The sequence below is a fragment of the Acinetobacter sp. TUM15064 genome (genome assembly GCF_008980265.1).
Taxonomy (GTDB): Bacteria; Pseudomonadota; Gammaproteobacteria; order Pseudomonadales; family Moraxellaceae; genus Acinetobacter.
This window is the reverse complement of sequence record NZ_BKFU01000013.1, coordinates 43,150-63,068: the sequence shown is the minus strand read 5'-3', so window position 1 is coordinate 63,068 and position 19,919 is coordinate 43,150. Positions and strand designations below refer to the sequence as shown.

26 protein-coding genes are annotated in these 19,919 nt (G+C 39.7%); 17 read left to right on the top strand and 9 right to left on the bottom strand.

Annotated elements, in window-relative coordinates; genetic code table 11:
• The first annotated feature begins 39 nt into the window (after positions 1-39).
• A complete protein-coding gene (locus GBI16_RS06350) occupies positions 40-648 on the top strand; it encodes a glutathione S-transferase family protein (RefSeq protein ID WP_086208495.1) in 609 nt (202 codons plus the stop codon).
• 161 nt (positions 649-809) lie between these two features.
• Positions 810-938, top strand: coding sequence for a hypothetical protein (locus GBI16_RS19020; RefSeq protein WP_265733397.1), 129 nt, complete (start codon positions 810-812; stop codon positions 936-938).
• A 143-nt stretch (positions 939-1,081) separates the two neighbouring features.
• Here GBI16_RS19020 and GBI16_RS06345 read toward each other — a convergent pair whose 3' ends face one another.
• On the bottom strand, positions 1,082-2,689 hold the full coding sequence (locus GBI16_RS06345) for a bifunctional 3-(3-hydroxy-phenyl)propionate/3-hydroxycinnamic acid hydroxylase (protein ID WP_110975088.1): 1,608 nt from the start codon (positions 2,687-2,689) through the stop codon (positions 1,082-1,084).
• Between the two features lie 315 nt (positions 2,690-3,004).
• Positions 3,005-3,208, bottom strand: a complete 204-nt coding sequence (locus tag GBI16_RS06340; RefSeq protein WP_086208493.1) for a hypothetical protein — start codon at positions 3,206-3,208, stop codon at positions 3,005-3,007.
• Positions 3,209-3,682: 474 nt separating this feature from the next.
• On the opposite strand from GBI16_RS06340, the gene GBI16_RS06335 reads away from it, so the two are divergent.
• From GBI16_RS06335 to GBI16_RS06320, 4 genes are all read left to right on the top strand, one after another.
• Positions 3,683-4,684: a GTP-binding protein gene (locus tag GBI16_RS06335; protein WP_213033318.1), complete on the top strand. Its 1,002-nt coding sequence runs from the start codon at positions 3,683-3,685 to the stop codon at positions 4,682-4,684.
• A 71-nt stretch (positions 4,685-4,755) separates the two neighbouring features.
• Positions 4,756-5,286, top strand: a complete 531-nt coding sequence (locus GBI16_RS06330) for a YaeQ family protein (RefSeq protein ID WP_086208492.1) — start codon at positions 4,756-4,758, stop codon at positions 5,284-5,286.
• 49 nt (positions 5,287-5,335) lie between these two features.
• The gene (locus tag GBI16_RS06325) at positions 5,336-5,674 is read left to right on the top strand and encodes an FKBP-type peptidyl-prolyl cis-trans isomerase (protein WP_086208491.1); all 339 of its coding nucleotides are present in this window, start codon (positions 5,336-5,338) and stop codon (positions 5,672-5,674) included.
• Positions 5,675-5,801: 127 nt separating this feature from the next.
• Positions 5,802-7,670 (top strand): diguanylate cyclase, encoded by a 1,869-nt coding sequence (locus GBI16_RS06320; protein WP_151706747.1) that lies wholly within the window; start codon positions 5,802-5,804, stop codon positions 7,668-7,670.
• Here GBI16_RS06320 and GBI16_RS06315 read toward each other — a convergent pair.
• Positions 7,665-8,111, bottom strand: a complete 447-nt coding sequence (locus tag GBI16_RS06315; protein ID WP_086208489.1) for a GNAT family N-acetyltransferase — start codon at positions 8,109-8,111, stop codon at positions 7,665-7,667. The two genes, GBI16_RS06320 and GBI16_RS06315, sit on opposite strands and share 6 nt — an antisense overlap.
• Before the next feature lie 336 nt (positions 8,112-8,447).
• On the opposite strand from GBI16_RS06315, the gene GBI16_RS06310 reads away from it, so the two are divergent.
• Entirely contained in the window at positions 8,448-8,924 is a 477-nt protein-coding gene (locus tag GBI16_RS06310) for a hypothetical protein (protein ID WP_171405793.1), read from the top strand.
• 9 nt (positions 8,925-8,933) lie between these two features.
• Here the strand turns inward: GBI16_RS06310 and GBI16_RS06305 are convergent, their stop codons facing one another.
• From GBI16_RS06305 to GBI16_RS06295, 3 genes are read right to left on the bottom strand one after another with little or no spacing between them, the layout of a single operon-like run.
• A complete protein-coding gene (locus GBI16_RS06305; RefSeq protein WP_119063556.1) occupies positions 8,934-9,518 on the bottom strand; it encodes a TetR/AcrR family transcriptional regulator in 585 nt (194 codons plus the stop codon).
• Positions 9,519-9,536: 18 nt separating this feature from the next.
• On the bottom strand, positions 9,537-10,451 hold the full coding sequence (locus GBI16_RS06300; protein WP_151706746.1) for an alpha/beta fold hydrolase: 915 nt from the start codon (positions 10,449-10,451) through the stop codon (positions 9,537-9,539).
• A 50-nt stretch (positions 10,452-10,501) separates the two neighbouring features.
• On the bottom strand, positions 10,502-11,299 hold the full coding sequence (locus GBI16_RS06295; RefSeq protein ID WP_151706745.1) for a crotonase/enoyl-CoA hydratase family protein: 798 nt from the start codon (positions 11,297-11,299) through the stop codon (positions 10,502-10,504).
• A 199-nt stretch (positions 11,300-11,498) separates the two neighbouring features.
• Here GBI16_RS06295 and pnuC point away from each other — a divergent pair, with 199 nt between their 5' ends.
• The 3 genes from pnuC to GBI16_RS06280 all read left to right on the top strand — a co-directional run bounded on the left by pnuC (position 11,499) and on the right by GBI16_RS06280 (position 12,996).
• Positions 11,499-12,074, top strand: a complete 576-nt coding sequence (gene pnuC, locus GBI16_RS06290; protein ID WP_086208484.1) for a nicotinamide riboside transporter PnuC — start codon at positions 11,499-11,501, stop codon at positions 12,072-12,074.
• An 8-nt stretch (positions 12,075-12,082) separates the two neighbouring features.
• Positions 12,083-12,352, top strand: a complete 270-nt coding sequence (locus GBI16_RS06285) for a hypothetical protein (protein WP_110975095.1) — start codon at positions 12,083-12,085, stop codon at positions 12,350-12,352.
• Between the two features lie 134 nt (positions 12,353-12,486).
• Positions 12,487-12,996 carry a DUF2505 family protein gene (locus tag GBI16_RS06280; RefSeq protein WP_151706744.1) on the top strand — a complete coding sequence of 170 codons (510 nt, stop codon included), beginning with the start codon at positions 12,487-12,489 and terminating at the stop codon, positions 12,994-12,996.
• A gap of 71 nt (positions 12,997-13,067) precedes the next feature.
• Here GBI16_RS06280 and GBI16_RS06275 read toward each other — a convergent pair whose 3' ends face one another.
• Positions 13,068-14,345: an MFS transporter gene (locus tag GBI16_RS06275; protein WP_151706743.1), complete on the bottom strand. Its 1,278-nt coding sequence runs from the start codon at positions 14,343-14,345 to the stop codon at positions 13,068-13,070.
• 224 nt (positions 14,346-14,569) lie between these two features.
• On the opposite strand from GBI16_RS06275, the gene def reads away from it, so the two are divergent.
• The gene (def, locus tag GBI16_RS06270) at positions 14,570-15,055 is read left to right on the top strand and encodes a peptide deformylase (protein WP_086208481.1); all 486 of its coding nucleotides are present in this window, start codon (positions 14,570-14,572) and stop codon (positions 15,053-15,055) included.
• 11 nt (positions 15,056-15,066) lie between these two features.
• On the opposite strand, the gene GBI16_RS06265 is transcribed toward def, so the two are convergent.
• A complete protein-coding gene (locus GBI16_RS06265; RefSeq protein WP_151706742.1) occupies positions 15,067-15,849 on the bottom strand; it encodes a helix-turn-helix transcriptional regulator in 783 nt (260 codons plus the stop codon).
• Positions 15,850-15,953: 104 nt separating this feature from the next.
• Between GBI16_RS06265 and GBI16_RS06260 the strand changes: the two genes are divergently transcribed.
• The gene (locus GBI16_RS06260; RefSeq protein ID WP_151706741.1) at positions 15,954-17,174 is read left to right on the top strand and encodes an MFS transporter; all 1,221 of its coding nucleotides are present in this window, start codon (positions 15,954-15,956) and stop codon (positions 17,172-17,174) included.
• Positions 17,175-17,310: 136 nt separating this feature from the next.
• Complete coding sequence (locus GBI16_RS06255; protein WP_151706740.1) at positions 17,311-17,769, top strand: hypothetical protein; 459 nt, start codon at positions 17,311-17,313, stop codon at positions 17,767-17,769.
• A gap of 2 nt (positions 17,770-17,771) precedes the next feature.
• Here the strand turns inward: GBI16_RS06255 and GBI16_RS06250 are convergent, their stop codons facing one another.
• Positions 17,772-17,975, bottom strand: a complete 204-nt coding sequence (locus tag GBI16_RS06250) for an amino acid transport protein (RefSeq protein ID WP_151706739.1) — start codon at positions 17,973-17,975, stop codon at positions 17,772-17,774.
• On the opposite strand from GBI16_RS06250, the gene GBI16_RS19015 reads away from it, so the two are divergent.
• The 4 genes from GBI16_RS19015 to GBI16_RS06235 all read left to right on the top strand — a co-directional run bounded on the left by GBI16_RS19015 (position 17,974) and on the right by GBI16_RS06235 (position 19,901).
• Positions 17,974-18,105, top strand: a complete 132-nt coding sequence (locus tag GBI16_RS19015) for a hypothetical protein (protein WP_265733396.1) — start codon at positions 17,974-17,976, stop codon at positions 18,103-18,105. The genes GBI16_RS06250 and GBI16_RS19015 overlap by 2 nt on opposite strands.
• Positions 18,106-18,143: 38 nt before the next feature.
• Positions 18,144-18,521: an endonuclease domain-containing protein gene (locus GBI16_RS06245; RefSeq protein WP_086208476.1), complete on the top strand. Its 378-nt coding sequence runs from the start codon at positions 18,144-18,146 to the stop codon at positions 18,519-18,521.
• A gap of 160 nt (positions 18,522-18,681) precedes the next feature.
• On the top strand, positions 18,682-19,275 hold the full coding sequence (locus GBI16_RS06240; protein ID WP_151706738.1) for a hypothetical protein: 594 nt from the start codon (positions 18,682-18,684) through the stop codon (positions 19,273-19,275).
• Positions 19,272-19,901, top strand: coding sequence for a transglycosylase domain-containing protein (locus tag GBI16_RS06235; protein WP_151706737.1), 630 nt, complete (start codon positions 19,272-19,274; stop codon positions 19,899-19,901). The genes GBI16_RS06240 and GBI16_RS06235 overlap by 4 nt, the downstream gene beginning before the upstream one ends.
• Positions 19,902-19,919 lie beyond the last annotated feature (18 nt).

Genomic DNA, 19,919 nt, shown 5'->3' with positions numbered 1-19,919 from the left:
TAAAACATACTCAAAGCGCCATCTAAGAGGCTCAAAATAATGAAGCTGTATAGCAACGTTCATTCTCGCGGCATTACGGTATTGCCGTTTTTAAAAGAGTTAGATATTGAAGATCAGGTCGAAATTATTCATATCGAATATGCAGATTTAGCGGATGCTGAATATTTGGCTTTGAACCCAATGGGGAAAGTCCCATTTTTAGTGGATCAGGGTTCGGTGATTTCAGAAACTCCTGCTATTTTTGCTTATTTGGCAGATAAATATCTCGAAAAAGGTTTCGCGCCTGCTTTCAATGACCCCAAGCGTGGTGAATATTTGAAATGGTTATTCTTTTGTCATGGACCACTCACTGAGTTTATGGACGTGAAAAGTTTAGGCATTTCTGAACAACAGCTAGATACTAGAAAAAGAAGTTTGGGTTTTGGTACAGAAGCATCTATTTATCGGTTTATAAAAGTAGGTTTAGCTCAGGCGAAGCCATATTTGTTGGGCAATCAAATTAGTGCCGCAGATTTGTTTTTGGCCTATTGGTTAATCTATGCCATTTCTTTCAAAATTGTCCCATATTTCGACGAATTTAAACCTTTTATCCAGTTGATTCAAAGTCGCGATGCGGTACAGGGAGTTGAATGGGTACAAGCGATTTAAGTCCAATAAACTTAGTACTATAAAACCGTGCCTTAGTGCTCATGCCAGTCTTAAGCAATAGACTGGCATTTTATTTTTAAACGTATGATGCTATTTGATGCGCAGAAACGTCACTTGTACTTGCTCAAGGTAAAAATATTTAAAAATAAGGTTTGCGATTTATGAATCAATACAAGGGATTTGGTGATTTGTGTAGTCGGGGGTATGCGCCACAAGCCGCTTTTCTTGCGAACCCAATATATATTCTGATGGGGCATTCGGGCTTAACCAAAGTAGTAGTTGAGCTATAAATATTTGATCTAGAGTATAGAAGATTCTGCTTTAAAGAACTAAAAAGTTAAGGAGTTTAGTACAAAACCCCTTAACGGATCAGCATTATGGTTTAGCGTGGTTTTTTATGTTCTGGATTGTGCCAGAACCTTGTGATATGGCATTAGCTCACATGCAGTTTGGCAAAGAGCTGTTGGCTAACCGTGTTTAAGGTCTGTGGAATCGCTAATGCTGCAACAAAACGGTCTGGACGAAGTATGACCACAGACTCAGTCGTTTGACCAAACCAACTGCGGATGTCTGTGCCCAGATCGCCTACCGTGATCACTCCGTCATACTTTTGGCGTTTTTCATTGTCCAGTTGCACTGCTGGAATGACTTGAACAAACTTGACGCCCAGTTTTTGCCATTGTTGCATGTGCGCTGGTGTGAGTCCCCACTTTGGATCTACCCCCCAAGCGATGATGGCAAAGTCATTGCTCAGAACCTCATCGAGTAAAACAGTTTTGCCAGATTCAAGTTTAACATGTGGTTGAATGAACATTTTGCCGACAGGTGTGGTTTTACTGCCATCAGTGATTAGTGCACCAGCATGATATTTCGGCATAGGTTTGAAACGCATTTCGAGTAAATACTGTTTAATCGGTTTGATGTAGTTCAATGCATGAGCAATACCATCACGCACAAAGCCTTGCCATTTTTTCGGTGGTGCCAGTACATGACCTGCCATCACGGAAAGGTCGATCATGGCTTTGGCATGGTCTTTACGTTCAACTTGGTACGAGTCTAATAATTCCGCAGATGCTTTGCCTTGTACAACCAATGCAACTTTCCATGCAAGGTTGAAAGCATCGCGCATGCCACTATTATAACCTTGACCTTGCCATACAGGCATAATGTGGGCGGCATCGCCTGCCAGTAAAATACGGTCGACACGGAATTTTTCTGCAATGCGTGCATTGTGGGTATAAACACGCTGACGAATCACTTCAATACCATCGGTTGTTGGAAGTACTTTGGACAATAGTTTGGCAATATTTTCAGGCTGACTGAGCTCTTCCTGAGTTTCACCAGGCATCACCATAAACTCAAAACGACGAATACCATGTGGAAGTGCTGCCGAAACATAAGGACGTACAGGGTCACAGCATAAGTAAATATGTGGTGTTGCCAGTGGGTCATTTTCAATATCAATCACAATCCACTGGTTTGGTGCTGTTTTACCTGCAAAATCTATATTCAATGTACGACGAATAATGGAATTTCCGCCATCACATGCTATTAAGTATTGTGCTTGAATGATTTCTTCAGTTTGATCTGCGGTTTGTAGCTTTAAAGTGACACCAGTTTGATCTTGGCTAAATTCAATCAATTGGCGGGAAAACAATACATGAGTCTGCTCGTATTGTTTCAGACCTTGTAATAAGACATTGTCTACTTGTGGTTGAATAAAGGCATTCCGACGCGAAAAACCAAACTCACGGGTTAAAGGTTGGATGTCTGCAAAGCAACGTCCTTTTGGCGTTAAAAAACGCATAGCATGATTCGGCGTGGTATGTGGTAAGACCTGTTCGACTAAGCCCAAAGACTGAATCGTCCGTAAAGACTCATCATCAATCCCAATTGCACGCGGGTAATCAATTAAGCTATCTAACTGTTCAATGACTGTGACTTGTACGCCTTGCTTACTTAAATAGTTGGCAATGGTCAAACCGACAGGGCCAGCACCAAGAATTGCGACTTCAGTTGTGTAATTTGCTGTGTTGCGCATTGCGAATGTCCATTTAATTCACTTTTACAGTTATTAACGGTGAAAAAATGAGGCAGAACAAGCTAGTCAATAGTAGGTCATGGGTATAAAGATAATGAGACTTTGTGTTTGGTATGGTTTGTAGTTTATTGTTTATTATTAAAATATTCTGTTTTCTACTATAAGCTTTCACCTTGAAATGATCACTAATTTCTATGATTTAAATCTATCAGCAAAAAAGAAACCAAGACAGGATAAGTCTTGGTTTCTGATTGTGCTAAATAAGAGCTGTAATCATGCTGGAGAGTAGGTCGCTTTATTACAGCAGGTAATAAATTATTTAGCTGCTTTTTCTTGGTTTGGTTGTTCTGCTGAGGCTTCTGAAGCAGGTGCATTTGCACTTAAGTCAGTGGTTTCAGCTGTTTCTTGAGTAGATACAACGACTTTATCTTCCTGTGCAGGAGCTTCCTGAGTTGCTGCAAAAGTTGTAAAGCTCGCAGCAGTTAAAGATGTTGCAATTAATAAGTGTGAAAGTTTCATTGTTTCGGCATCCTTATATTTTATAGAGAAACAGTTCAGATTGTTCATCACATCAATTTGAACTGAGCTTCATGCTAGCGTCTGAATATGCGAGGTTCAATTGAAGCAACAATGTGAAAAATGCACTTTACCTAAAACTACAGATGATGAAAAAATGGTAGGCTTTAAGTAACAAGTAGAAGCTTTTTGTGAGTCAAAAAACTGAAAATGTAGAAAAATTGATCAAAATATTTGAGTGAAAACTCACATAAAATATACAAAGGCGATGGAAATGGAACAAACCGTGCATTTTGACGTTGAATAAAATGTAAATAAAGGTTTCTAAGAGTGAATAAGCCCAGTTTAAATACATACTTTGATATGTTGCGTGTGTAAAGCCGTCGATTTAAAGTGAGAAAATGAGACATTTAAACTAAAATAATCGCTTATTTTATTGTGCTGTTTTTATAGTATTTCAGATTAGGTGGAACAATTTTGAAACTGATGGCGATGCAACAGGCGGTTCCAACGCATATTATTTCAGGTTTTTTGGGTGCCGGTAAAACCACCTTACTGATGCATTTGTTGAGTCAAAAACCTGAACATGAAGTTTGGGCAGTGTTGATGAACGAATTTGGGCAAATTGGTGTCGACCAACAGCTTATGCCACAAAGTGAAGGTTATGCAGTTAAAGAGTTATTAGGCGGGTGTTTATGCTGTAGTAGTCAGCTTCCGATGCAAATTGCATTGTCTCGATTGCTCTCAGAACAAAAGCCTGATCGACTGTTTATTGAACCGACAGGCTTGGGTCACCCTGCACAGTTATTAGAGCAACTGACAGAACCACATTGGCATTCGACTCTGCGTATGCGTGCGCCAGTCACTGTGCTGGATGGTTCACGCTTACATGATCAGACGTGGACGGCACAAAACTTATATCAAGATCAGTTGAAGGCAGCGCAGATCGTCGTTGTTTCGCATTATGCTCAGATGCAAAGTGCAGATTTAAAGGCTCTTGAGCAGCTACAAACTGAATATCAAGCTTATGCTCAGCAGTGGCTTATGGCAGATCAGGGGAATATCCAGCTTGAACAACTTGACTTTGACTATGTTGCGACTAAGCGTCAAAACCAACCTTTACTGAAAGTGCAACAACAATTAAAAGCAAATCAACAGGAATTTCCTGAAATTAAGCAACTGCCTTATCACTATGTAGAATCGGCGCAGGGCTATAGTGTGGCAGGTTGGAAAATGCCAAAACGTTGGGTTTTTGATTTTTATGATTTACTCGATTTGTTGTGTGAGCAGCAGGATTGGCGGAGGATTAAGGGGATTTTCCATACCAATCAGGGTTGGAAAGCATTTAACTTTAATCCCAAGCAATTTAATTATCAGGATGTCGAAGAAGGCATTGATAATCGAATCGAGTTGATTGTACAGAACGAAAGAGATTGGTTGATGTTTGAAACTACATTATTTGCATGTCGTATTGAGTAATGAGGTAAATTGTTTTAAGCAAAATGAGCTGAAATCTTATATGCTATTCGGCAAATTTGAGGACGGTATTTATGGCGCTTAAAGCTACAATTTATAAGGCAGATTTAAATATTGCCAATATGGACGTTCACCAATATGGTGATTATCAACTTACCTTGGCTCTGCATCCTTCAGAGACGATAGAACGTTTGATGGTTCGTCTTTTGGCTTTTGCACGCTTTGCAGATGAGGCTTTGGAGTTTACCAAAGACCTATTTGAAACCAATGAACCTGCACTTTGGGAAAAAGACTTAACAGGGCAGTTGGTGAAATGGATTGAAGTGGGAAGCCCTGACGAAGACAAAGTCAAAAAAGCCAGCGCGCGTTGTAAACAAGTTGCAATTGTGACCTATGGCACTGCTGTTGATGAATGGTACAAACGCAACAGTAAACTAAAGACTTTGAGTAATGTTGAAATTTGGCAACTGTCTGCACAAAGTACAGAAGCGGTTCAGGCCCTTTGTGAACGGACCATGCAACTTCAGTTGAACGTGATGGATGGTGAGTGGACTTTAATTGGTGACAATGCACAAGCTACGATTGAGTGGACTCAATTGCAATAAACAAGCAGTTCAACAAAATTTATTTATAAAGTAATAGTGGAGCGAATAGATGAGCGCTGAATTAGAAATTATTGATTTAGTTGTTGGTGAAGGTAAAGAAGCAGTAAAAGGTGCTTTAATCACCACACATTATACCGGATGGTTAGAAGACGGAACTAAGTTTGACTCATCTTTAGACCGTGGAAACTACTTTGAAACGGTGATCGGAACAGGTCGTGTGATTAAAGGTTGGGATCAAGGCATTATGGGGATGAAAGTGGGCGGTAAGCGTAAACTAATTGTACCGTCACATTTGGCCTATGGTGAGCGTAAGATGGGCAACGTGATTCCAGCCAATTCAAATTTGATTTTTGAAATTGAATTGTATGATGTAAAAACACGAGACTAATCAGAATTGTTGATAATGAATCAATTATAAGGATGTATTTGATTCATTTGTAAAAATCACTTGGTTTTTAAGAAAAACATTTGTAGATTAATTCGTAGGCAGAGCGTATTAAAGGGAAGAGTCGCTTTTGTATAGCTCATTAGGCAGACAGCATGTTATCTGGTTTATTCTAAGCTGTTTGTTAATTTTAAGTCTTATACCTTCGACGTGGGCGCAATATGAAGCAGAGCCTGCGCAGTATTATTTACATCAAAAGAATGTCAATAATATTCAATTTACTGAGCAAACAACCAGTTATTTAAATGGAATATGGTCTTATTATGACCATGAACTCATTACTCAGCCCAATCAAAAATTAGCATCAAAAACAACGGAGCTTCCTATTTCCTTTAAGGAGCTAACGGGTAGTAATATTGATTATGGTACCTTTATTGGTCATTTTAAAATTCCTGATGAATTTATTGGTCGACGTTTAGCTATTCAAATCCCCAATCAAAATTCTGCTTATCGAGTTTATCTAAATGGCGACTTTCTCGTTCGTTTAGGAGATGTCGCAGATAATGTAATGCAACAGCAGACAGAAAATGCCCCACGTATTGCCTATTTTGTACCAGACAGCCCTTATTTTACTTTAAGCATACAGGCTTCAAATTTTAATAAGCTACGCGGTGGTCTTGAAAGTCCTATGCATATCGGGGTTGCTAAAACAGTTAATCGGCATTATCAGCAGTTAATGATGAGCATAGCCATGATCTGTGGTGCAGTATTTGGCGTGGGAATGTTCACCACGATGTTTTCTATTTTCCGTGGCTCAAACGAGAGGAATAGCAAAAGTATTTTTGTGTTCGGGATTTTTATTCTGTTTTTAGCCTTACATAATTTGTTCACAGCACCTTATGCCTATACCACTTTTTTAGATATCAATTGGTTGTGGGGCATACGCTTAGAGTATTTATTTATCTATTTAGCGATCATGTTCTTTTTGAGTTATATGTATTTACTCGATCAGAAATATTTGCACCATTGGGTATATACAGCTTCTATGTTGGTGCTGACGTTAAATGTCGTTATAACACTTTTATCCGAACAGGAAGTTTTTGAGCCTCTGGCTTTTTATAGCGCCTTATTGAGCATTGTGATTCTGTGCAATTTTGCCTATGGTTTTTATATTACCTTAAAGACCAAGCAAAAATATTCAAAGCTTAATTTTTGTGCTGTAATTCTATTGTGTTTATCGTTTATCCATGACTTCTTATTAACTCTACATGTAATTGATTCGATTCATTTGTCCTTTATTTCAACGAGCCTTTATGCACTTTTGGTGATGTTTCAGCAATCACGAAACTATGCCCATCAGACCTATCATACCGAGCGCTTGAATAATAATTTGATTGAATTGAATAGTTCTTTAGATATGAAAGTACAACAAAGAACATCACAACTTCATGATTTAAATGAAAAACTAGAATATCAAATTCAAATAGATGCTTTAACGGGGGCCTATAATCGCCGTGCGTTAAATAGTGAAATTCAAAAGCGGTTCATGGAAACACAGCAAAATAGTCATGCAACTTTGGCATTTGCCATGATGGATGTAGACTATTTTAAAAAATATAACGACTACTATGGGCATTTAAAGGGAGATGAAGTACTGCAAAACTTGGTCGCAGTCATTAGCGCAGTACTCCCACATAATGCTTATTTAGCGCGTTATGGCGGGGAGGAGTTTGCAATTGTTTTATATAATGTTCCTATCGTTATTATTCGCCAAATTATGCAAACTGTGTTAGATGCAGTGCGCAGTGAGCATATTGAACATCGTAATCGCTTAGATGAAAAAGGCTATGTAACTTTGAGTATGGGGGTTTCGTGGATGGATCATCAAACATCGTATGCCAATATTCATGACCTCATGAAAGCCGCAGATTTAAAACTCTATGAAGCCAAAGAAGCGGGACGTGATCAAATGAAAATGCCAATCGAATCATCTTTATGACAGTTGTTTAATCATGGGGATCGAGGTTGTATCAGAAGTGTATTGGCTACGAATTTGGAAACCATGTCTTTGGTAAAAGCTTAGCGCAGTTTGCGTGCTTTCAAGGCTAATTTGATGGATCTTTTTGCTTTTAAAATGTTCAATGACTGTGTTCAATAAGGCTTTACCTATACCACGGTGCTGTTCTGCCGATGAGATATAATTAAGAAGAATGCGACCTTGATCGCTCACCATAATAAAACCTACAACTTGCTGATCCATCACATAAACCCAACTGTCATTATAATGCATCCACATAATCAGGTTGGATTGGGTCTTATTTTCTAACCAAACTTGAATTGTACTTTCATGACGATGGTGGTCTTTGATACAAGATCGAATGCTGTCATGCACGACATTTAATATCTCAGGGATGTCCTGAATCTGAGCTGCTCGTATCATGTTTTCTTCTTGGAGCTATATGAACAGCTATTTCATGCTAGAGCACACGATTACTAAATTGAATTATTGTTAGTCGCGATGTAGCTGTGTTGTTTGATTATATTGACTTGATTAAATTTTATAGTCTTTTTGTGAGCTGAAAATTTAATTTCGTGATGCTGTTCGCATTAATATTGTATTTGTTGAATGAAGAGCATTGATCGTACATTTAAAGATTATTTCTGAATAATTAGCGTGATTCGTATGCAATAGCACACGCTAGGGTCAGATGTTTTGATGTTTATTTGAACAATAATGCTGTATTTTAAAAGAATATATCTGTTACGAGAGCAGGGAATGGCAACTTTTTTATTGATGATTTGCATACTCATTGCTTTGGTTGCAGCATCTATTATTGTTATCAAAATTCAGAAAAAGCAGCGTTTTTTAAAACGGCAAAAAAAGGAAACTGAGTTGCAAGTTCAATCAGCGCAGATGACAACCCAAATTGAAAGTGATGCTCAAGTTGAACGTGTGATTGAAATTGATGCCTATGAACAAGTGCTGTTTGATGATGTTGCAAGCTTGTTTTTAGATCAAGCGATTTTGTTAAGTGCTGAGGAAGATGCAGAACTGATGCAAAGTACTTTGTTGGTTAAAATGCCTGCAAAAACCCAGACTCAAATCCGTAAAATGGACTTAAACGAATGGTCGATTTTTTGGAGTTTTTACGATCAGTCATTGGAGTATTATGTGAGCCGTTATGGTATGTTTTATACACATATTGACCGTAGTGGGCGAGAGCACAAAAAAAGCCATCGGACTCGAGATTAACGATTTTGCTTATGCGCGCTCAATGTTGAGTATCGTCATAGATAACTGTTTGAGAATTCGTTCGGCAACATGAGTCAAATAAAAGTCATCTTGGTTTAAACGTGTCATTAAAATCGCCCCTTCATAATCGGCAACACTGATTTTGGCCAAAGAAGCTGCGTTTACCGTAGGCATGACTTGGTGGAAATAGTCAAAAAGTGAGGTTTCCCAGTCTTGAAAAATAGAGCGAATCTTGAGCTGTATTGTTTCAGATAAATGAGGAATTTCTAAAGACAGCATACCCACCAAACAGCCTTGTACACCTGTACTAAAAAAGGTTACGGCTTGTTGATGGAGGTGTTCAAAGCGGCCGCAATACTCGATTTGATTATTTTTTAAAATATTAAAGACTCGATTTTTTAAATACTGTTGGCTAACGTCTAAAATATCCAAAAGTAATGCTTCTTTATTTGGATAATAATAATAAAAAGCGGCTTTACTCAGCCCACAAGATTTTGCCAGCAAATCCATACTGGTGCCTGCATAACCATGTGTTTTAAAAGTTTGCATACAGTGGAGCTGGATTTGCTCTTTACTGAGTTTTTGTGGGCGCATAGGTGTTTGTTATTCCGTTTAGAGTTTCGTAGTGGTGTGTGGTGAAGATGATAGATAGCGATCAAAAGTATTCAGCATGTTATCCCAAATGTTTTCAGCGCCTTGACGGAAATATCCCATGTGTCCAATTTCTTTCAAGCCATATTCACTGGCTTCAATGTTGAGATAGTGCAGATCTGCCTGTCGATAATGTTGCATAAACGCATGCCTTGAGTTGGGTAGAGCCCAGTCATCATCCAGTGCTGAAACAGCATAGATTGGGGTCTTTACCTGAGCATACTGTTCCAGTAAATGCTGTTGTTCAGGGTCTGCAAAAAAGTAGGTCGGATTTTTACACCACTTTCGCCACTGCGTGTAAACATCGACAGGTAAATCTGCCCCCATTTTGAGTATGCTCCAAGGTAAATAACCCTTAAGTGCAACCATGGGTGGGAAAATAATATTCCACATCACATGGACTTTCATCTTCTCACGAAACGGCATGTAGCCATGCCAACCTGCACCTGTACCGAAGCAATACATCGCAGTAACTTGGTCATGATTATCGGTTAAACCTAAGGCTTGGCCACCATAGGAATGCCCAACCACAAAAATGGGTTTACCGTCTTGTGCGACGAAGTCTATTGCACCAGATAAGTCCAATTGTCCCCAGTCTAAATAGGACATACTAAAACCTTTTAACTGCTTCGGTGCAGAAAGCCCCACACCGCGATAATCAAAAGTTAGGACTTGATAACCTAAAGTGACTGCATACTCGGCAAAGCGACGATAGAACTGCTGTGGTACGCCTGTTGCGCTGGCAAGAATTAAGTTTGCTTTGATAGGGCCTTGAGCACGATAGCGTGTTCCCACCAGTGCATAAGCATCCCGTGCGGAAAAATGAATGGTTTGCTTCTCAATTTGATGTGTGTTTAAGCGGGCTGTGGCATGCATAACAGGCTCTTTTAAAGTTGAAAATAAAAATGGCGGTAATTTTGCACTGCTTATTTTCCTGAGAATTGCGCAGGACGTCGTTGTAACATGGCCATGACACCTTCTTGAACATCTTGAGTTTTTAGCAAAGGCGTTAGGTGCTCTTGTAAATGGCTAAAGGCATAGTCTGCGCCGTGTTGTGCTGCCTGTTGTGCAGAAGCAAGCGTGGCTTGAACGGCAAGTGGAGCAGCCTGTGCAATTGACTCGGCAAGGGTAAGTGCTCGGTCTAGTGCAGAATTTGGCGTGGATGTTTCTACAACCTCGGTAATTAAGTTCAGATCGAGAGCTACATGCGCATTGAAGCCATCCCCTGTGAGTAGATAACGCATAGCTTTATTCCAGCCTGCTGCTTGTACAAAACGTACTGTTGCACCGCCAAAGGGTAAAATGCCCCGCTGAACTTCCATTTGGGCAAACTGTGTATTGGCATCTGCAATCACCACATCGGCATTGAGCATCAGCTCAATTCCAGCGGTAAAGCAAAAGCCCTGTACTGCGACCACAACGGGTTTAGTCCGCAGTCTAGAACTGGTGCCCCAAGGATTAATTTGTGACGCAGGAAAGTCGAAAATACCTTGGCTTAATTTTGGCTGTAGTTCAACCAGATCTAAGCCAGCAGTAAAGTGTTCACCATGAGCAAAAATCACCGCACAGCGTAGGGTAGGGTCATCTTCATATTCAGTGAGTGCTAAGGATAAGTCATGAATCATATAGCTATCAAAAGCATTACGTTTAGCTGCACGGTCTAGACCAATTAAAAATAACGAGCCACGAATTTCGCGACTGACACGCCCTTGTTGTTCTGACATTTTGATTATTCCTCTTTCGTTTTATAAGTTTTTAAACGATTGTTAGAAAACTGTCAAAGCGTATCCGTATATATTCTGTGACTCAGCAGTTAGGTCAGACATACACGCAAATAAGTAGAAGGTAAGATTGGACGAAATTATCTTGCCTTTCGTGGTGTTTTTTTCATAATAGCAGCATTGTTCTCATGTCAGTCTGACTATGTCCAACCTTGAAATATTTGCCGTCATCATTAGCTTGATTGGGGTGACTTTGACCATTAAACGCAATATGTGGTGTTGGTGGTTTAACTTTGTTGCTTTCTTGTTATATGCCTATTTGTTTTATACCTATAAGTTATATGGCGAAACCATTTTGCAGTTTTTCTTCGTAGTGGTGAACTTTTATGGATTTTATCACTGGCTCAAAGGTAAACAACAAGATCATGATATTCGCATTGAACCGATTACAGCTCGGCAAGTGATTTTGCAAATGCTACTTGCCGCTGCGGCTGGTGCAGTATTTGGTTTGAGCTTAAAGTATTTGACCGATGCTGCTGTACCGCTACTGGATGCACAGCTCGCAGCATTTAGTCTGTTGGCGACCTATTGGACCAGTCGTAAACATATTGCTACATGGGTGCTGTGGGTCTTTGTCGACATTGTTTATGTGGGCATGTTTATTTATAAAGACTTGTTCTTGACCGCAGGCTTATATGCAGGCTTTGTCGGCTTGGCTGCTTTTGGATGGTGGCAATGGACACAGGTACGCCATAAACAACAGTTGAAAAGTACCTAGGTTTGGGCATGTTGATTGATTTTAAACAAACACAATTGGCTCAATTTGAGTCAGTCATCGAACGTTTAAAAGCGAGCCCAAAGGAATACTTGGACTTTACTTCAGTTGCAGACTTTTATCAGGCGACATGGTTAAAAAACCTGCCTAGCAGCGCCAGTTGGGCGGTTACAGGGCTAGATGATGGGGCAGAGCATTTTGATATTCGCTTGGCCTGTTTTGAGCGCGTGGTTTTTATTCATATAGCAGAGCATATTGTCATACAGAATGGCACACATTGATATCCAGATCACGGTATAGTCGGTGCTGGATCATCGTCTATGCTTGATCTTTCTACAGAATAACGAGCTCCAATTTTTCAGTCCTGATCTGGGCATGGATGGTTACAAAAACAAAAAATAAAGGATTTAATGCTATGGCACATCAGTTTGTCGTCAATGCCACCATCAACGGTGTTTCATTGGATGATTTCCGTCGACTCGCAGCCGATATCAACTTACATGAAAATGTTTGTCGTCGTATTCCAGGTGAGAAGTTGGAAATTTTGGAGTCGAATAAAGTCGGCGATATTTATACCCTCAAGCGTGCGTATAATTTGGATGTCAACATTCCCGATATTGCGAAGAAATTTTTAAAAGATGCGTTTCGTTTACATCGTACCGACGTCAGCAATTTAGTTGTATTGAGCTCGGAAGTTCGTTTAGACCCCAACTTACCTTTAGAAGCCGTGTGCCAACGTAGTGTATCGGGTAATGATGAGCAGATTCACTTTCAACTGGAATGGACGGTAAAAGTGAAAGTACCATTAATTGGCGGTATGTTAGAAAAACATGCTGAAGGTGAAATTCGGAAGTTTAGCCAAATCGAGCTTGATATTGTGGAAGATGAACTGCGCCAAAATCTGCACGCAGAAACATTAAGCTAAAGGTTTTGACCTCATGTTTTCAAAGTAGCTTGCATAAAAAGAAAACCCTTCGATTGAAGGGTTTTATCATTTTAGTGTTTTGCCTCGAACTGAGCTCGATAAACCCAAGCTGTGAGGAAGCAAACCAAACAGACCAGCCAAATATAATACATCGCGCCAATCTTGCTATAGAGACTGAGCCATTGAACCAAAGGCAGTGTAATGCCTCCTGCAATGGCATAGGCGACATTGTAGGAAAACGAAATCCCCGAGAAACGGATCGGTGCAGGGAACATCTTGACCATACTATAGGACACAAGTCCAACCGTGCCTGAAAAAAATCCTAACAGCATATACAGCGCAAACACCGTATTTGGACTGACCACGCCCAAACTGTGATAGAAAATGGTTGCAATAGTAGCGACACCGAGCGAGCCCAAAATCAAAACCTTGGCTGCACCCAAACGATCTGCCAATGTTCCAGCAAGTATACAACCTAACATTTGCATGATGATTGCAGCACTTTGCATTTGAAAAGCATCACCACGCGCAAAGCCAAAGGCCCCCGCTAATAAGTTTGGCATGGCCAAAATCAGGACCACCACGCAAGCGGTTAAGAACCATGTTAGGAGCATGCCAATAACTACCGCTGTTTTATGGTTGGCTAAGACTTGTTTAACAGGTATTTCTTTGGATAGCTCTTTGCGTGCTTGCATGGCTTTGAATACGGGTGTTTCTTTTAAATAACTGCGTAAATACAAGGCCACTAAGCCAAAAATACCCCCCACAATAAACGGGATACGCCAAGCCCAATCATGTATAGCTGCTTCACTAAACTGAAGAGAAATAAACAGCGACATTAAAGCGCCAAGAAGAATGCCAAGAGATAATCCTGCTGTGAGTAAGCCATTGGCAAAACCAATTTTTTCAGCAGGAACATGCTCAGAAACAAATGTCCATGCCGCTGGAATTTCTCCACCAATCGCGATGCCTTGTACCACCCGCATAAGGAGTAAGAGCAGCGGCGCAGCATAACCAATCGTTTCAAAGGTTGGCATGACCCCGATCATCAGTGTCGGCAAAGCCATGAGCAAAATAGATAAGCTAAATAGACGCTTGCGACCGATGAGATCGCCAAAGTGCGCCATGACTACACCGCCAAGTGGACGGAAGAAGTAACCTGCGGCAAAAATACCGTAAGTATTCAGCATCGCCCAAAATGGACTGAGTCCAGTTGGGAAGAAAAGTTCAGAGATAATTTTGGCGTAAAAAACATAAATAACAAAGTCATAGAACTCAAGTGCACCACCCAATGATGACAACCCAAGGGTACGTTTGTCTTCTCGGGTCAGTCGTGGTGTTGCATCCATGTGTGTATTTCCAAAGTTAAATAAAAGTTTGTATTTGATTTTAATAAAGTCTTTTTTAGACGAATAATCAATCTTTCTTTGCTGCATATTAACTAAAAATTATAGATGTGTTCGTGTTCATCATTTTTAGTCATAAAATATAAAGAGTAAAAGTAACTGCAATAAAATAAAAAGCTTATGGTATAAAAAGAAATAAATAGATATAAAAAATTTAGGATTTGAGTATGAGTGTCATTTTACCTGTTGCACAACGAGGGGAAGAGGTTTTAAGACTGAAAGCCGCCCGTGTTGCGGATACAGAATTTAATAGTGATTGGCTTATGCAACTGGCGTCAGTCATGTTGGCGACTATGCTTGAACGAAATGGTGTAGGTATTGCAGCACCGCAAGTGTATATTTCAAAGCGGGTCATTATTGTGGCTTCACGTCCAAATTTGCGTTATCCAGATGCGCCTGAAATGGATGCAGTGGTGATGGTCAATCCCGAAATTCTAGAGTTTTCTCAAGCAACGTCCTTGGGGGAAGAGGGCTGTTTAAGCGTGCCGAATGAACGCGGTCAGGTACAGCGTGCGCAAAGCATTAAAGTGGTGTATCACACCTTAACGGGAGAGGTGCTAGAAAGCATTTTTGAAGGTTTCCCTGCGCGGATTGTGCAACATGAAATAGATCATCTCAATGGGATTTTATTTGTCGATCGACTCACTGCTTAAAGTAAAAACAGCTATTCGTCTTTATATTTAAACTGTTGCGGGGTTTGTCCTAAGTGACGTTTAAACATGCTACTAAACGCACTCGGATTGCTATAGCCAAGAGCTCTTGCAATTCGCGCAACGGATTCACCATTGGCAATTTTTGTGAGCGCTTGAGCAATATGCATTTGCTGAATCCATGCCCGATAAGACAGTCCCGTTTCCTTTTGAAACATACGCATCAAGGTTCTGGAACTGGTGCCAATTTCATCTGCCCACGCACTTAAATCTTTTAATTGATCGGGTCGACTTAATAGGGCTTGGCAAATATTCATTAAACGCTTGTCTTGTGGCCACGGAATTTGAATGGGCAACAGATTGGCCTTATGAATTTCATCAAAAATTAAAATCTGTAAAGATCGAGACAGTTCATCTGAGCTGATCAGTTCGGAGGGGGGAATGTGTTCAATTGCATTGAGCCGAATCAAGAGTTCATGCAATAACTTACTGACCCGAATAATAAAACATTGTTGTCCCAGCAGTGCAGCCGCATCGGCCTGAACCAATGCCGTATTAAGCTTTACACGGCTTAATGAAATCACACTATGCTCAACATGGGTCGGAATCCATAGCGCGCACATCGGTGGCACGATCCAGACATGATTTGGGGTAAACACTTGAATCATTCCTGTCGAAGCATATAGAAACTGTGCCCGTGAATGGGTATGTGCAGGAGTGATCTCCCGATAAGTGTGTTCAGAAGAAAGTCCAATGACCAGTTCAGACATTTCAGTTTGAATCAGTGAGTTTGGCATGCGTGTTTTAAATTTGTCACTTATACAATGATTATTGGAAGATAGTCTTATGAATGACATTTTACAATCAATATCTGATGAAAAATACACGGAGTTTGTGCGGTATGTCGTCTTCAATACAGATGAAAGATGGTATTGGTGAGGCTGTGGTTCATGAACAACCACAAGGCATGATCATTAAAATTGTGGGAGCGGTAGCTGTTGCACATCTACTGAATGACTTGATTCAAGCCGTTTTGCCAGCCATTTACCCGATGCTGAAAACCAATTTCTCCTTAAGCTTTGCACAAGTGGGATTGATTTCATTGGTTTATCAAATCACAGCATCGCTACTGCAACCTTGGATTGGACTCTATACCGATAAACATCCGAAACCTTATCTGCTACCACTTGGTATGGTGGTGACTTTTAGTGGTATTTTGCTGTTGGCATTTTCACCAAATTTTATTGTACTGCTCATGGCTTCGGCGTTGATTGGTGTGGGTTCATCGACCTTTCACCCTGAAGCATCACGTGTAGCGCGTATGGCTTCGGGCGGACGTTTTGGTACAGCCCAATCGACCTTTCAGGTCGGTGGCAATACAGGTACCGCGATTGGGCCTTTATTGGCAGCGTTGATTATTGTGCCCTTTGGACAGCATGCTGTGGCATGGTTGATTGTATTTGCCTTACTTGCAATTTGGGTGCTATTTGGTGTCAGTCGTTGGAGCATCAGCCACAGTAAAAAACAATTGGCTGCCAAAGCACATCAAGTCCAAAGCAAACTGCATGGGCGCCAACTCGTCATTGCGTTGTCGACCATTTGCGTGTTGATGTTTGCCAAATTTACGTACATCGCCAGCATCAGTAACTATTTCACTTTTTATTTAATGCATAAGTTTCAGCTCAGTTTACAAAATGCACAGTTACACCTCTTTGCCTTTTTAGCGGCGGTGGCTCTGGGGACATTTGCTGGTGGGCCGATTGGAGACCGAATTGGGCGTAAAGCCGTGATTTGGGTGTCTTTTGTCGGTATGGCACCGTTTGCATTGATGATGCCACATGCCAATTTATTTTGGACGACTGTACTATCTATTATCACCGGTTTAGTACTGTCCTCTGCCTTTGCTGCAATGGTGGTCTATGCTCAAGAAGCCGTTCCTGGACGGGTTGGCATGATTGCAGGTTTGATGTTTGGTTTAATGTTTGGTGTAAGTGGTATCGCCGCAGCAGGCTTAGGATATTTGGCTGATGTCAAAGGCATTGAATGGGTGTTTGGCGTGTGTTCGTTATTGCCGTTACTTGGTTTAGCAACCTTCTTTTTACCGAAGACGCAAGCAAACTAACGAAATACTGCTGACCTTCAGTTTTAATCGCGTTATCTTATCAAACGAAGATGGCGCGATTGCATTTCGGCCTGATGATTATGATCGGTAATAACGGCATTGAATGTATGTGCTTTGACTTTGGAGTATTGAAGCGATGACGGATCTGAATGGTGTACTCAAGTTTTCATTCGGCCTAGATCGACTTTCATTTGAAATGGATGGACAGCATATCCAGCTAGATCAAGGTTTAAGCTTTATACAGTCAAACAGTATGCGCTATGGGTTGCTGGATGAGCTTGCGATTGAGTCGATGATTTATGTGATTGAAGAGCTGTTAGAATCCGTTCAGATGAAGTATGCCCAACCCAAGACTGCCATGACTTCAGATGGCTTATTCCAAAGGGTCTTAGCATTATTTTTTCCAGATCAGCAGCAACTTGACCGTGTGCAACTTGAAAGTGCTTTCAATACCTTTGTTGAGCGCAGGGAGTACTATGTGTCTCAAGTGGCTGATGATGGTCTTTCTAGTTTGATTTACTTTATTGTACTACGAGAGATGATGCACCACTGGAATGTGGTGGAGATTCAATTCGAACAGCTTAATTTTGAGTGACATTAAAAGCGTAAAAAATACGGAACAATAGACAAAAGTAAGCCGATACCACTTAGTAATGCGTTACTTTCAATAAAATAAGGGAAAATCATTAAAACTAGACCGACAGTTAAAGGTATGGTCATTTTTTGCTTTTTGCCATACAGAAAATAGCCTAAGCCAATTGAGCTAAAAATCACACCAAGGAAAAGTTGGGTTGCGTTCATGATGATGTTTCGTGCATTGTTATTCTCTGGCAGTATTATGCCAAGATTCTTAACAGAAGATGAGAAAAATAAAGATTATTCTTTAGGGCGTATAGAGCAGTATTTATTCCAAGCGATATGCTTAGACTAGGCATGTATTTCCTACATTTAAAAATAAAGAGAATTTAGATGCAACCTTACAATAAGAACTTAAAACAAGCCTCGCGTGATTTGCGAAACAATATGACCGATGCTGAACAACTGTTATGGCAGAGATTACGCCGTAAACAAATTTTAGGATTACAGTTTTATCGACAAAAACCGATTCTTAATTTTATTGTGGATTTTTACTGTCCATCAGTGAGTTTGGTTATTGAATGTGATGGTGGGCAGCATTGTACAGTAGAAGGATTGGAAGCTGATCGAGTAAGAGATGAGGCTTTAGCTGAATTGGGACTAACTGTTTTACGGTTTGATAATAGGCAGGTTTTGATTGAAATTGATGGGGTGGTGGAACTTATATTTCAAACCGCTCAATCCAGAATCCCCCTAAATCCCCCTTTATAAAGGGGGACTTTCCGTGAATTTGATGGTGGTTTTTGATTTAAGGTACTCCCTTTTTAAAGGAAGGTTGGGGAGGATTAAGAAATACCTGATAAAATAGAGGTTAGTTTTTGTTTATAAAATTTAGAAATTTATTTTATTATTTAATATGGCGTATATATCTATGTTTTCTAGTTTCATATTTAAGGATTTTGCATTAGGAGATGTCTGGGAGGCTACTCTCGCTGCTATAATTATTGCAATAGTTTTTTTCTGGATTCGAGAAAGAGTTTTTGGGATACCAGATTTTTCGGGTCAGTGGTTTTTAAAATCAGTAACAAATACAACTGTATATAGACCTTATGAGAAAATGGAATTACAGCATAATTTATTTTTACGGCTAGAAGGAAATAATATCAGAGGCGCTTCTGAAAAAAATTACGAAGATTCAAGTTATGGAAAACGAAAAACACATTTGAGGCATATTTTAGAATATACAGGTAAGCATAGAGCACGAGCTAGTATAGAGGGTTCAATTCAAAAGAATATCTTTGGTCCAGATATATTGACTATACATGCGACAGAATATGGTGAAAAAAGACAATCGACTATTTATTGTCGTTTTGAATTGAAAAAAAAGTATTTCTTTTTTAGTGATCGTATGGCAACAAGGTTTGATGGGGATTTTTATTCTATGGTTGCTGATCAAAGAGGAACAGTTTGTCTATCCAAAACAGCATTTCATAAGTCTATTCCTGAAGTTCGAGAAAAAGTATGAAAGTTTTATACTTTTTCTTCACAGTTCCATTTTATATGCTAGGTAAGGTTTTTATATTTTTTATTTTAGATAATTTAAATAATGATTTTTTGAAATGTTGTAATTATTTAGAAAACTTAAATATAGCATTAGACGATGAAATAATTGAGGTCTTGTATTTAGCAGAAGACCATAGATCTGATTTTCATTACGGTATTGATCATTACGCTATGCTTAGAGCAATTTACTTTACGCATGTGAAGAAAGAATTTCAAGGAGCAAGCACTATAGCTCAGCAATTTGTAAGAGTTATTACGGGACGATATGAAAGGACTTTATTTCGTAAATTAAGAGAACAGCTATTAGCAGTTTTAATTACATATGAATTTAATAATAAGATTATTGGGACTGCATATTTAAATATAGCATTTTTAGGATCAGGGATGAACGGCTTGACTGGGTTTTTAAGGCGTAAAAAAATATTATTGGGTCAATTGAATACATTAGAAAAAATAAAAATAGTTAGTAGATTAAAGTATCCAGAACCCATTAAAAATAAAAAAATATGGTCATGTAAAATGAAAGTTAGAGTGGGCAATATTCAGGCTAAAATTGTAAAGTATAAATCCCTTCCAACCTCCCTTTAAAAAGGGAGGAACTGTCAC